Origin of the sequence: Streptomyces sp. SID10853 (assembly GCF_010548145.1) — a bacterium.
Lineage (GTDB): Bacteria > Actinomycetota > Actinomycetes > Streptomycetales > Streptomycetaceae > Streptomyces.
The window spans coordinates 1-12,640 of the sequence record NZ_JAAGLN010000207.1 but is presented as its reverse complement, the minus strand read 5'-3'; the positions used below and the strand labels follow the sequence as shown (position 1 = coordinate 12,640).

At 71.5% G+C, this 12,640-nt stretch carries 9 protein-coding genes and 2 pseudogenes; 3 read left to right on the top strand and 8 right to left on the bottom strand.

Features of this window, described 5'->3' with window-relative positions; genetic code table 11:
* Together G3I19_RS28430 and G3I19_RS28425 are read left to right on the top strand one after the other, a co-directional pair.
* Positions 1 to 373, top strand: a pseudogene (locus tag G3I19_RS28430) (hypothetical protein); the annotation flags it as partial.
* 49 nt (positions 374 to 422) lie between these two features.
* Complete coding sequence (locus G3I19_RS28425) at positions 423 to 860, top strand: hypothetical protein (RefSeq protein WP_164266583.1); 438 nt, start codon at positions 423 to 425, stop codon at positions 858 to 860.
* A 112-nt stretch (positions 861 to 972) separates the two neighbouring features.
* Here the strand turns inward: G3I19_RS28425 and G3I19_RS28420 are convergent, their stop codons facing one another.
* The 8 genes and pseudogenes from G3I19_RS28420 to G3I19_RS28390 form a co-directional block, all read right to left on the bottom strand.
* On the bottom strand, positions 973 to 2,904 hold the full coding sequence (locus G3I19_RS28420) for a cellulase family glycosylhydrolase (protein ID WP_164266582.1): 1,932 nt from the start codon (positions 2,902 to 2,904) through the stop codon (positions 973 to 975).
* A gap of 25 nt (positions 2,905 to 2,929) precedes the next feature.
* Positions 2,930 to 3,925 carry a LacI family DNA-binding transcriptional regulator gene (locus G3I19_RS28415; protein ID WP_164266581.1) on the bottom strand — a complete coding sequence of 332 codons (996 nt, stop codon included), beginning with the start codon at positions 3,923 to 3,925 and terminating at the stop codon, positions 2,930 to 2,932.
* Positions 3,922 to 4,749 (bottom strand): carbohydrate ABC transporter permease, encoded by an 828-nt coding sequence (locus tag G3I19_RS28410; RefSeq protein ID WP_164266585.1) that lies wholly within the window; start codon positions 4,747 to 4,749, stop codon positions 3,922 to 3,924. The genes G3I19_RS28415 and G3I19_RS28410 overlap by 4 nt, the downstream gene beginning before the upstream one ends.
* A gap of 24 nt (positions 4,750 to 4,773) precedes the next feature.
* Positions 4,774 to 5,703 (bottom strand): sugar ABC transporter permease, encoded by a 930-nt coding sequence (locus tag G3I19_RS28405; RefSeq protein WP_164266580.1) that lies wholly within the window; start codon positions 5,701 to 5,703, stop codon positions 4,774 to 4,776.
* Between the two features lie 12 nt (positions 5,704 to 5,715).
* Complete coding sequence (locus G3I19_RS28400) at positions 5,716 to 7,008, bottom strand: ABC transporter substrate-binding protein (RefSeq protein WP_164266579.1); 1,293 nt, start codon at positions 7,006 to 7,008, stop codon at positions 5,716 to 5,718.
* A gap of 197 nt (positions 7,009 to 7,205) precedes the next feature.
* A complete protein-coding gene (helR, locus tag G3I19_RS28395; protein WP_164266584.1) occupies positions 7,206 to 9,374 on the bottom strand; it encodes an RNA polymerase recycling motor ATPase HelR in 2,169 nt (722 codons plus the stop codon).
* A gap of 90 nt (positions 9,375 to 9,464) precedes the next feature.
* Positions 9,465 to 10,808, bottom strand: a pseudogene (locus G3I19_RS38165) (glycosyltransferase); the annotation flags it as partial.
* Positions 10,809 to 10,958: 150 nt separating this feature from the next.
* Positions 10,959 to 11,492: a hypothetical protein gene (locus G3I19_RS28390; RefSeq protein ID WP_164266578.1), complete on the bottom strand. Its 534-nt coding sequence runs from the start codon at positions 11,490 to 11,492 to the stop codon at positions 10,959 to 10,961.
* A 156-nt stretch (positions 11,493 to 11,648) separates the two neighbouring features.
* On the opposite strand from G3I19_RS28390, the gene G3I19_RS28385 reads away from it, so the two are divergent.
* The coding region (locus G3I19_RS28385) for an NB-ARC domain-containing protein (RefSeq protein ID WP_343235237.1) at positions 11,649 to 12,640 on the top strand (992 nt) is incomplete at its 3' end.

Sequence of the window (12,640 nt, the reverse complement as noted above, 5' to 3'; positions counted from 1 at the left end):
CCCCACCGCCGGACTGACCGCCACCACCCGCGCCCTCTACCGCGGTCTCGCCTCGGCCACCGGGCGCACGCCCACCGATCTGGCGCGCGCGGTCGCCGCCTGGCGGCAGGGCGGAGCCGAAGGACTGGCCGTACTCGAAACCCCGTGGGACCCGCCGGCGGGCCCCTTCGACCGGGCCCGGCCCGCCCTGGCCGTCGCCGGACTGCCGCGCTTCCAGCCCTCGCGCAACAGACTGACCGTGCCCGGCGGCGCCCTCCAGCTCCGCTTCGGCCGGGACAACCGCTGGTACCCGTACGAATCAGACCCGGGCCGGGACGACTGGTGGCCGCGCGACGCCCCGCACTCGGACCCGGTGGAGGCGCTCCGGCGCTAACCTTCAGAAGCGGTGGACGGACAGGCTCACGGACCGACAAGGGGGCACGATGGACGCGGAGTTGACGGCGCTGGTGACGGCGGGGGCGACCACGCTCGTACAGCAGATGGCGACCGACGCGTGGTCGCGCACACGGGACCGGGTGGCCGCCTTCCTGGCCCGTCGCGGCAGTGCGGATCCCACGGCGGTCGCGGCCGAACTGGACGCGGCCCGCGCCGAACTGGCGACGGCCCGGCAGGACGGCGACGAGGAGACCGCCGCCGATGTGCAGGGCGAGTGGCGGCTGCGGATGCGCCGCGCCCTGCTGGCCGACCCCGAAGCAGCGGCGGAACTGCGCACGCTGCTCGACGAGTTGGCACCACCGGAGGCCGCCCCGCAGATCGGCAGTGTCAGCAACAGTTTCAGCGGGGTGGCCCACCACAGCACGGTGATCCAGGCCGGGAACATCGGGAACATCGGGGGCACGGGCTCCGACGGGCAGCGCTGACGGGCGGCCGTCAGCCCCGTCGGCTGTCAGCCCCTCCGGCCGTCAGCGCCGTCGGCCGTCAGTCCCGTCGGCTGTCAGCGCCGTCGGCCGTCAGCTCCGCCCGGTGCGGTCCTCAGCGCAGTTCGAGGACCTGGACCCCGTACGGCTCCAGCGTCACCTCGGGTGACTCCGCCCCCGTGCCGAGGACGAAGAACCTGCCGCCGCCCGGTCGCACGGTCAGCGTCTGCGGGGACTGGCTGACCAGCCACACGAACCGCCGCCCGTCCTCGTGGACCAGCACATCGGCGCTGACATACGGAGTGTCCACCGTCACCGGGCGGTCCACCCCGGCGACCTCCGCCAGAGCCTCGTACAACCGGTGCGTCTGCTCGGGGTTGACGCGCGCCGTATGGGCGGCCATGTGCTCCAGCGGATAGGTGGCCAGCACGGTCCGCCCCGCCCCCGTCTCCTTGACCAGGAGCGCCGGCCGGCCGTGCGCGTCGGTCGCCACCACGCGTGCGTCCACCGGCACGACGGGCAGATAGGCGACGCTGTCCTCGTTCCCCGCGACCGGGAAGCGCAGCGTCTCACCGGCCTTCAACGGGCCGAAGTCCTCCGTGAACGTCAGGTCGACGACGCTGTCATCGACCGGCTCGGCGACCCCGTACGACAGCTGGTGCTCCACCCCGAAGAGCCCGTCCAGATCGTGGAACCACGGCCCCCGGGTCGCCGGGTGCTCGCCCGAGCAGAACGACAGATAGACGGTCGCCCCCGCGCGGGCCCGCCGCTCCAGGTCCCGCCGGGTCCGAGTCGTCAACTGGCGGGTCGAAGGCAGCAGATACAGCTGTACGTCGTCGGCGAGCCCGTCCGCCTCCCGTACGAACCCGACCGGCAGATCGGCGCAGTGCGCCGCGACATACCCCTGATGGAGCGAGGAGAAGATCAGCGGGCGGTCCGCCGGCCTGCTGTACGGGTAGCCGCGCTCCAGGAACGCCGGGACGACCAGCGCCGCACCGGCGTCCGCGCGCCGGCAGCGGGCGAAGTCGACCTGGCCGAGCACGGTGGCGAAGGCGGCGAGTTCCCGCAGCGGCTCCTTCGGCCGCCCCTCGCTGTCCGTGACGCCGAAGTGCATCTCGAAGGGGTGGTGGTCGTAGGGCGACTGGTCCCACAGGTCGTCGTAGTCGGTGTTGTTCCAGGCCATCCAGCCCGTCGCCCCGCCCAGCAGCGAATTGTGCAGCGTCTGGCGGTAGTAGACCCCCGCGTTGCGCGCCGACACGGTGTCCGTGGAGAGACCGAACTCCTCCAGGACCACCGGCTGTCCGGTCACCGATGCCAGCTCGCACTCGAAGGCCGCCCGGTAGTGCTGGCGGACCGTGTCGGTGTCGGAGCGGTAGACGTGCGGCCCGACGAAATCGACGTACTCGGCGGTCTCGCGCAGCGAGAAACCGTTGTCGCGCCCGGTGACCTCCTGCCCCCAGGCGCCGTCGCCGAGGGAGACGGGCTGGGTCCCGCCCGCCGCCCGCACCGCGTTGCACATCGACTGCGCCCACGCCGTCACCACGTCCGACGACGGCGGGTCGACCTGGTAGATCCGCCCGTACCCCGGCATCTCATTGGTGATCAGCCACCCGGTGACCGCGGCGTGGTCCTTGAAGCGCCGGGTCATCTCGCTCGCGAACCACGCCTGCCGGCCGACCATCCACACGTCCTCGTACAGATCGCGCCCCGCACGCCAGACCGGGTCCCAGTTCTCACCGGACATATGGCCGACGATGAAGGTGGGGACCGTGCCCATCCCGTACTCGCCGTGCGCGTCCAGGAAGTCCCGGAAGCGGTCGCACAGTTCCTCGTCGATCCGGTGCGGCTCCGGGTGGAAGTCCGGCCAGTAGAAGAACGAACGGGTCATGGTGAGCCCGTGCTCGCGCAGTACGGCGAGCTCCTCGCGCACCACCGACGGGTCGTAGTTACGCCACATCAGGGGGCCGCCGGTGCGGGACCAGAAGTTGGCGCCGAGCCAGGGCAGGACAGCCGGGTCGTGGGCGAGCTGGGCGCTGTGGCGCTGCATGTGTAGTGCTCCAGGGAAAGGGAAATCAGACGGGGCCGGTCGACTCGCGTACGACGAGCCGGGGTTGTCCGGTGAGGGGTTCAGGGGGTATGTCCTCGCCGCACCGCGCCAGCAGCGCCCGTGCGGCGGCCGCGCCGGCCCGCTGGACGTACTGGTCGACCGTGGTCAGCCGGGGATGGATCCAGCTGCCCACGGGCAGGTTGTCGTAGCCGACGACGGACAGGTCGGCGGGTACCGAGAGCCCCGCGCGCTGCGCGGTGCCGATCCCGCACACCGCCATCGAGTCGTTGGCGAAGACGATGGCGGTCGGCCGCGGGTCCAGGGCCAGCAGCCGCCCGGTGGCGGCGGTGGCCGCGGCCTCGGTGAAGTCCGTGTGGTGCACCGCCACCGGGGCCAGGCCGGCCGCGGCCAGGGTCTCCTCGAAGACCCGCTGCCGGAAACGGGTGTGCAGCAGGGCGGTCGGCCCGGTCACATAGGCGATGCGCCGGTGGCCCAGGTCCAGCAGATGGCGGACCGTTTCGCTCACCCCGCTGCGGTGCGCGGTCCCCAGCAGGACCGCGGGCAGCCCGAGCCGTTCCAGCAGGGGCGGCCGCGGGTCGTCGGCCCGGTGCTCGGTCAGCACGGCCCCGTCGACCCGGCCCTCGGCGGCGAGCCGCTCGTACAGCGCGGTCTCCTCGCGCACATCGCCGGCCAGGTGCAGCAGCAGCCCGTACCCGCGCGGCGACAGCTCGCTCTCCAGACCCGTGATCAGCTCCGAGAAGTGCAGATCGGTGCCGAGGACATCGGTGGGACGGCGTACGACCATCGCGACCGTGCGGGTACGGGATCTGCGCAGCGCGCTGGCGGAAGCGCTGGGCGACCAGCCGAGCCGCCCGGCCGCCTCCAGGACGCGGCGCCGGGTCGGCTCGGAGATCCGGCCGGTGTTGTTGAAGACCTTGGACACCGCCGCCGTGGAGACCCCGGCCTGCGCGGCGACGTCCTTGATCGTGGGCCGGGAGCCGGCCGCGGGAGCCGGACTCACATCTTCACCGCGCCGCTGACCAGGGCCTGCTGCATCCGCTTCTGCAACAGCGTGTACATGATCCACACCGGGACGAGGGTGAGGATCGTGCCGGCCGTGAGGATGCCGTAGTCGGTGCCGATCTGCGATTTGAGGGTGGGCAGCGCGACCTGGATGGTCCGCAGGTCCGGATCCGGGCCGATGATGATCAGCGAGTACAGATACTCGTTCCAGAAGGTCAGGAAGTTCAGCAGCAGCACCGTCGCGATACCCGGCATGCACATCGGGGTGTAGATGTGCCGCAGCACCCCGAACGTCGAAGCGCCGTCGATCCGGGCGGCCTCCTCCATCTCGGCCGGGATGGTCCGCATGAACTGGATGAGGATGACCACCGACAGCGGCATCGCGGTGGCGGGCAGGAACAGCACCATGAAAAGGCGGGTGTGGAAGAGCCCGGTGGCCGCCGAGAGCAGGAAGGTGGGGAAGAGGGCAGCGAAGGTGGGGATGAGGAAGCCGAGCGAGAAGATCCGCTCGATGGCCGCACCGGTCCTGCCCCGCGCACGGGCCAGCGAGAACGCCGCGGGGATGGCGAGCCCCAGCGTCAGCGCCAGCGAGAACACCGTGACGATCCCGGAGTTGAGGATCGCCATCCCCAGATCGGCGCTCTCGAAGGCGGTGCGGAAGTTCCCGAACCCGAGCGAGGTCGGCGGGGCGAGCGGGTGGGCGAAGATCGCCTCGTTGGACTTGAACGCCGACGCCAGGAAGTAGTACAGCGGGATCGCGAGCAGGACGGCGTACGCCCACACCAGAATGTGCGCGGGGAGCCAGGACTTTCTGAACTTCATGGTGGCCATGGGGTCGGGCTCCGATCAGTAGTTCTGGCGGAAGGCGCGGCGGATGGCGAGCAGCCCGACGAGCCCCGCGAGGAAGAGGACCACACCGACGGCCTGGCTGTAGCCCAGGTCGCTCTCCATGAACGCCTTCTCGTAGACGAGGAAGGACAGCGTGGTCGAGGAGTTGGCGGGCCCGCCCTGGGTCAGCAGCAGGACCTGCTGCGCGGAGCCGAAGAGCGTCCACAGGAACTGGAGCATCGTGACGACGCCGACGTACTCCTTGATGACCGGGAAGTGGATGCGCCACATGGCGCGCCAGTGCCCGGCGCCGTCCAGCTGCGCCGCCTCGCCGATCTCCTCGGGCACGCTGTCGAGGCGCGCGGCGAAGAGGACGGCGGTGAAGCCGATCCCGGCCCAGACGTCCAGGGCGATCAGGCAGTAGAGCGCGGTGTCGGGGTTGGCGAGCCACGCGTCGGTGACCGACCCGAGGCCGACGGACTTCAGGGCGCCGTTGACCAGGCCGTCCGGGGAGAGGGCGGCGTAGAAGACCATGGCCTTGGCCGGGGTGGAGATGAGCCCGGGGACGAACAGCAGATAGCGGATCACCCGGTGGCCGGGCGGCTTCTGCGCGACGTAGTACCCGACCATGTAGGCACAGACGATCATCACCGGAAGCGCGATGACCATCTGCAGACCGGTGTTGCGCACGGCCTGCCAGAAGACCGGGTCGTCGAAGAGGGCGCTGAAGTTGTCGACCCCGGCGAAGGACGTCGGCTGGAGCATGCCGGGCCAGTGCAGGGCGGCGATCACGAAGATCGCCACCATCGGGCCGACCATGAAGACCAGATACCAGACGAGGGCGGGCAGCGCGAGGATCGTGGTGCGCGGCCCGCGCTGCCCGCGCCCGGCGGTCGCGGGTGGTGCGGCCGGCCGGGAGGCGGGCCTGACGGACGAGGTCATCGTCATGGGGTTGCCTCCTCAGGCGTTGCGGTACGCGCCCTGGAGCGCGGAGAGAATACGGCGGGAGCTGACGCCCGGGGTGAAGGCGGTGCTGGTGGCCTGGATCATCGGCTGGACGGCCGACGGGGGTACGTACAGGTCGGGCAGCACGACCTGGCTGACGCCGCTGCCCAGCTGCTGGGCCTTGGCGACCAGCGGGAACCGGTCGCTCAGGGTGTCCGTGCGTACGGCCATGTCCCGGCCGCCCTCCTCGATGAACCGGCTGACGACATCCGGCCGGTACATGAAGCGGACGAACTTCTCGACGGTCCCGATCTTCCTGGTGCCGTTGGGGCTGATCCAGAACCCGGAGACGGTGAAGGTCCGCAGAATGGTCGGCCTGTCGTGCACAGCGCCGGGCGGCAGCGGCCAGCCGCCCACGTCCGTGTGGCCGGCAACGTTGTCAGGAACGCGGGCGAGCGCCGAGGACATCGCCGACTGCATCGCGGCGGCCTCGGTGTTGAACTGGGTGGTCATCGAGTCGGTGGTGAGCCCCTGGGCCTTGTCGGTGAAGACCCCGGCGTCCCGCAGCTCGACGAAGTACTCGATGCCTTCCCTGGCTCCCTTGATCCCGCTGAAGTCCCCGGTGGCGTAGAGCTTCTTGGCCTGGTCGGCGGTGAGGAAGGACTGGATGATCTGGGCGAGGAGCTTCTGCCCGGTCCAGTCGTTGCCGCCGATGGTGACGGGGGCGGTGCCCTTGGCGCGCAGCTTCTTCGCTGCGGCGATCAGGGCGTCCCCGGTGAGCGGGATGTCCTCGACACCGGCCCTGCGCAGCAGCCGGCGGTTGAAGGCGACGGGCCAGTTGCTCGCGATGTACGGGAGGGCGCGGAGCCGGCCCTTGTCGTCGGTCCACTCGGCGAGCGCGGCGGGCAGGATGCGTTTGCGCAGGTCCCAGTCGTCCAGATAGCCGTTGACGGTCACGGTGGCGCCGAGTTCCGTCCAGGAGACGGTCTTGTCGTAGAGGTTGACCATGACGACGTCGGCCTCTTTGTGCGCCAGCCGCGAGGTCTCGTAGACCTGCCCCAGCTCGTCCCCGTTGATCAGGCTCTTGACCTTGAGCCCCGGGTTCTCCTTGCGGAACATGTCGAGAACGGCACGGAAGGTCGCGGAGCCGGGCGCGGTGCCGCCCAGCGAACTGTGGACGACCAGGGTGTCGGGGTCGGACTCGTCCCCGCCGAGCAGCCCGCACCCGGAGAGCCCGGGCACGGCGGCACCGGCGGCGACGGCCGCCCCCGCGGAGATGAACCCACGGCGATTCAGCTTGGAACGCACGGCGTGCGGCCTCCTACGGGGGAGCAGGGGAGTGGGAACCCCGGGAGGTGGTTAATCGATATACCCGCGAGGTGCGAGCACCGTACGAGGAGAGGGGGGTGCGGTCAACCCCCCGTTGCACATGGTGAACGAGGGGTTGAGAGATGGGAGAATCCGGCGATTTTGGCCTGGTACGGGGGCCGTTGACCAGGCCGGGGTCAGGGGCTGGTGAGGATGACGAGCCGCTGGGTCGCCCGGGTCATCGCGACATAGCGGTCGACCGCCCCTTCGATGCCCGTGCCGAACGCCCCTGGGTCGACGAGAACCACCAGGTCGAATTCGAGGCCCTTCGACAGCTCCGGGGTCAGTGACCGGACGCGGCGCGTCGAGCGGAACCCGGGGTCGCCGATGACACACGCGGTCCCCTCGGTGTGCGCGGCCAGCCAGGCGTCGAGGACCGCGGTCAGCTCCGAAGCGGGCCCGTGGACGACGGGGACGCCGGTGCTGCGGACCGAGACCGGCACATTGGCGTCCGGGAGCGCGGCCCTGATGACGGGGGCGGCCTCCGCCATGATCTCTTCCGGGGTGCGGTAGTTGATGCTCAGCGACGCGAGCCTGACCCGGTCGATCCCGACGCGTCCGAGCCGCTCCTGCCACGACTCGGTGAACCCGCGTCCGGCCTGGGCGCGGTCCCCGACGATGGTGAAGCTGCGGGACGGGCACCGGAGCAGCAGCATCTGCCACTCGGCGTCGGTCAGTTCCTGGGCCTCGTCCACGACGATATGCGCGAACGGCCCCGCCGACAGGTCCGGTTCGGCGCCGGACGGTGCGCTCTCATCGATCAGGCTGCTCCGTACGTCCTCCCCGTGCAGCATCGTCAGCACGCCTTCACCGTCGTCGTCGGCGGCGAGCAGATTGTCGACGACCTTGGCCATCTGCTCGCGTTCGGCGGTGACGGACGCGTGGTGCCGGCGCTTGCGCCGTGCCGCTTCCGGGTCGCCCACCCGCTGCCGCGCCGCGTCCAGGAACGGCAGGTCGGACACCGTCCAGGCACGGGCGTCCCCGCGCTGCAACCGCCGTACGTGGTCGGGGCCGAGCCAGGGAGCGCACATCCGCAGATAGGCGGGCACCGACCACAGATCCGCGATCAGGTCGGCCGCTTCGAGCAGCGGCCAGGCGCGGTTGAAGGCGGTGAGCAGCTCCCTGTTCCGCAGCAGCGACCCGCGGAGCTGACCGGCCTGCGCGTCTTCGTCGTCGTGCTTGTCCACCAGGATCGTGAGCAGCTCCTCCCAGACCTGGTCGCGTGCCTCGTTGTGCGGGGTCCCTGGTTCCGCCGCTTCGAACGCCAGGGCCCAGTCGTCGGGGCTCAGCCGGATGTCGGACCAGTGGGTCGTCACCGTCATCCCCTCGGCGGGCGGCTCCTCGTAGAACCTCACAGCCGTCTCCACCGCCTTGACCAGGTCGGCCGAAGACTTCAGGCGAGCGACACCCGGGTCGGCCTCGGCCACCGCCGCGGCCCCCTCGGGGACGAGGTCCCGCAAGGTGCAGGTCTGGACACCGTCCTCGCCGAGGCTGGGCAGAACATCGGCGACGTACCCCAGATACGGCTGGTGCGGCCCGACGAACAGCACCCCGCCCCGGTGGTGGCCGAGGCGGGGGTCGGAGTGGAGCAGGTAGGCGGAGCGGTGCAGCGCGACGACGGTCTTGCCCGTGCCCGGACCGCCGTCGACGACGAGGGCGCCACGGGATCCCGCCCGGATGATGGCGTCCTGGTCGGCCTGGATGGTGCCGAGCACATCGCGCATCCGTGGCGAACGGTTGGCGCCCAGACTGGCGATGAAGGCGGACTGGTCGTCGAGCGCGGCGTGCCCGGCGAACCCGTCCGACGTGAACACCTCGTCCCAGTAGTCGCTGATCCGCCCGCGGGTCCAGCGGTATCTGCGACGGCTCGCCAGGCCCATCGGACGGGCATGGGTGGCGCCGAAGAACGGCTCGGCCGCGGGGGAGCGCCAGTCGATGAGCAGGCGGCGGCCGACCCTGTCCTTGAGGCCGATACGGCCGATGTACACGGCCTCTTGGCTGTCCGCGCCCACCATGCGTCCGAGGCACAGGTCGAGACCGAAGCGGCGCAGAGTGCGCAGGCGGGCGGTCAGCCGGTGGATCTCCAGGTCCCGGTCCATGGCCTGCCGGCCGATGCCACCGGGTGCCTTGCGCTCGGCGTCCAGACGGCCGGACAGCTCGGCGATGGACTGGTCGAGGCACTCCGCGATGGCGGCGAAGTGCTGCTCGTCACGGGCGATCAGCGCCGGAGTGGCTTTGGCGGAGAGGGCTTGGGGAAGGTCGAAGGCTTCGGCGGGAGGGGTGGGGGCTTCGGGAGGGGTGAGCACTTCGGTGGTGTGATCCTTCGGAGCGGGAGCGGGAGCGGGAGCGGACGGGGGCGGGGGCGGAGGTAGGGGCGGAGGCGGCGGCTGGGTTCGGCCGACGGCGTCGAGCAGCAGCCGGGCGGCCACGGTCGCCCCGTCGGTACGGACCGTGCCGGCGACGGCGGTCGCCCGGGCGAGTGTCCCGGGGGACAGCGCAGTCCGGAGCGCGGCCGACAGGGAACCGACCGTCGGGGCCGGACCCTCGTGTGCGACGCCGATGCCCAGGTCGGCCACCCGGCCGGCCCAGTACGGCTGGTCCACCGCCTGCGGTACCACCACCTGCGGCGCACCGGCCCGGGCGGCCGTGATCGTCGTACCCGCGCCGCCGTGGTGGACGACGGCGGCCACCCGGCCGAACAACCGCTGCTGGTTGACCTCGCCGACGACGAAGCAGTCGTCCCGGTCGTCGGCCGGCGCCAGTCCGGCCCAGCCGCGCGACACGATCACGCGGCGGCCCTGAGCGCGGACCGCCTCCACGGCGACCCGGGCGATGTCGTGCGGCGATCGGTCCTCCGACGAGCTGCCCTGCGCCGATCGGCCTTCTGCCGAGGGGGCTCCCGTCGAGGGGGCCGTCGCCGAACGATCCTGCGGCGACCGGCCTTGCAACGCGCGGTCCCTCGACGCGTGCAGGGGCATGCTGCCGAAACCGACGTACACGGGCGGGGCGCCCGCGGCCAGGAAGTCCTCAAGGTCCGCCGGGAGCGGGTGGCTATCGGGCAGGATCCACGCGCCGGTCTGGACCACGTCGAGGCCCGGGATCTCGTACCACGGGTCCAGGACCGGGTCCGTGGCCAGCCACGGCCGGCCGCCGATGGCATAGTCGCGGACGCCGTCCACCGGCGGCAGGCCGGCCGACGCCCGGTTCGTGTTGAGCGCCGTACCGAACAGCGCGTCGATGCTCCGGGCATCCAGGTCCCACAGCACCTCGTTGTCGGTCACCTCAGGCGGGAACGGCCGGCCCGGATACGCCAACGGCGGGTGGTGCGGCGACGGCAGGGTGAGCTGCTGGAAAGTCACGGACACCGAGCGGATGCCCAGCCTCTCGGCCACCGACCGCGCACCGGCCACGGCCGGCATCACGCCGGTCGCCACCACCAGATCGCAGCCCTCGGCCGCCGGGCTGACCGCGGCGAACTGGGAGGCGATCAGTTCGGCCGCGCGCAGGGGCAGTGCCGATGGCTGTGGCGCCGCAGTCGTCAGCGCCCGCGCCGGACGGCCGACCGGCACCAGCGGCATGCCCACACCGGCCAGCCGCCCGGCGAACTCCTCGTCCGGCGGTGCGCACACCCGTACCTCCGCGCCCAGGTCCCGCAGCTGCACCGCGAGCCCCACCAGCGGTTCGACGTCCCCGCGCGACCCATACGTCGACAACAGCACACGCACCTCGCGACCCCGCATTTTTCGTAGGCTCCGGCTTCGGCCGACGATTCTGCGGTACAACCGGGGCCTTGCCGCAAGCCCCCCAGTGCGCTATAAGTTGAAAGTGGCAAGGAGTGGGAAACCTCCTTGCCTTTTGTTTTGTGCTCCTGGGCCAGAGCGGACACGGGGTCAGAGCGAATTCGACCAGTTGGCCAGAGTGGTGAAGTCCCTGGCCCGCAAGCCGTGCCGGGGCTTGATCCGCAGGAGCAGCGCTGGTGCGTCATGGTGCGTCGCGACGTGCGCCGTGTCCAGGTCCGTGATCAGGTCGTCCACCCAGGCGAACGGGCGCCCGGCGGCCCACTCCAGGAGCGGGCGGGTCTTCCAGTAGAGGCCGTCCGGGTCCTTGGCGAAGAGTTCGGGCCATTCGATGACCGGGAGGGGGCCCGGCAGGCCGATGACCGGGGCGATCATCTCGTTCGCCTGGTGCATCCAGGTGGTGGCCCACGCCAGTTCGAAGGGGAGAGCGGTCAGGCGGGCGCCGTGCTCCGGGTGGAGCCGGACGCGCAGGCCGCGGCGGTGGGCCCGCGACCCCGGGGTCTGCCGGGCGAGCCAGTTCGCCGGGTGGAGCCGGTGAGCCGTGTAGCCGCGCAGCCGGGCGAGCCGGGCGGTGTACGGGTTGAGGGGGCCATCCACGTCGATGAGGAGCAGCGGGCGATCCGTCATGACACGTTACTTCCCGTTGCGGCGTGCCCCAATGTCAGTGGTGCTGCATAGAGTTGATCCGTGGTCGAAGAGACGCGGAACAGCGTGAGCGGGCATGCCGAAGTAGGGACGGTCGTCCAGGCCGGAAGCGTGGGGGAGGTCCACTTTCATGGGAGTATGCATACGGGCCCCGAGATCACCGCGGTCCAGTTACCGCCGGACGTGGCGTACTTCGTCGACCGGGACGACGAACAGAGCGCTGTGATCAGAGCCGTTCACCACCGCAGAGGGGCCGGTGGCGGAACGGGCAGGGGTGCCACCGGGAATGCCGCGGGGCGGCCTCTCGTCGTAACGGTCCATGGGCTGCGCGGCGTCGGCAAGACAGCGCTCGGGGTACGGCTCGCACGGGCGCTGGCCGGGGAATTCCCCGATGCCCTGCGGTTCGTCGATCTCGACGACCACCGCAGGGACGGCGGCGTCGAGACAGCCGAGGTCCTGGGCGAGCTGCTCCGCTCGCTCGGGGTGCAGCCGGACTGGGTCGAGCCGGCATACGCCGGACGCCGCCGGCAGTACTGGGCCCGTACCCAGGGCAGACGTCTGGTCGTCGTGGTCGACAACGTCCGGTTCGGGCTTGAGGTCGAGCAGCTGCTGCCGGCCTCGGCGGACTCCGTCGTGATCGCCCTCAGCCAGGGCCGCCTCGACGATCTGAAGGGCGGCGCCGACCTGGAGATTCCGCTGGGGCCGCTGGGTGACGAGCACGCCGCGCGGTTGCTGCGCGGACTCGCCGACGACCCGCGCTTCTCCGCCGAACCCGCGGCCGCCGAAGCCCTGGCCCGGGTGTGCGGGGGCCTGCCGGCCGCGCTGGAGGTCGCGGGCGAGTGGCTGCGCAAGCACCGCAGGAGGGGGCTGCTGCGGCTGGCCGCCCAGCTGACCGACGAGCTGACGGAGAGGGGCCTGCCCGTGGTCGAAGCCGTCTGGGACGCCGCGTACGGGGACCTCGGTCCTGACGCGGCCCGGCTGTACCGGCTGCTCGCGGTGCACCCCGGCCGGTATCTCGCGCAGGAGACCGTGACCGCGCTGTTCGGCGAGGGCACGGAAGCGGCCGAGGACGCCCTGGAGGAGCTGGAGCGGGCCGGCCTGCTGCTGCAGGGCCGGGGCGGACGCCCGGC

Bases quoted from the DNA above. Each gene is read 5' to 3' on its own strand.
- G3I19_RS28425 (WP_164266583.1), top strand. From the start codon at position 423: ATGGACGCGGAGTTGACGGCGCTGGTGACGGCGGGGGCGACCACGCTC.
- G3I19_RS28420 (WP_164266582.1), bottom strand. From the start codon at position 2,904: ATGCAGCGCCACAGCGCCCAGCTCGCCCACGACCCGGCTGTCCTGCCC.
- G3I19_RS28410 (WP_164266585.1), bottom strand. From the start codon at position 4,749: ATGAAGTTCAGAAAGTCCTGGCTCCCCGCGCACATTCTGGTGTGGGCG.
- G3I19_RS28405 (WP_164266580.1), bottom strand. From the start codon at position 5,703: ATGACGATGACCTCGTCCGTCAGGCCCGCCTCCCGGCCGGCCGCACCA.
- G3I19_RS28390 (WP_164266578.1), bottom strand. From the start codon at position 11,492: ATGACGGATCGCCCGCTGCTCCTCATCGACGTGGATGGCCCCCTCAAC.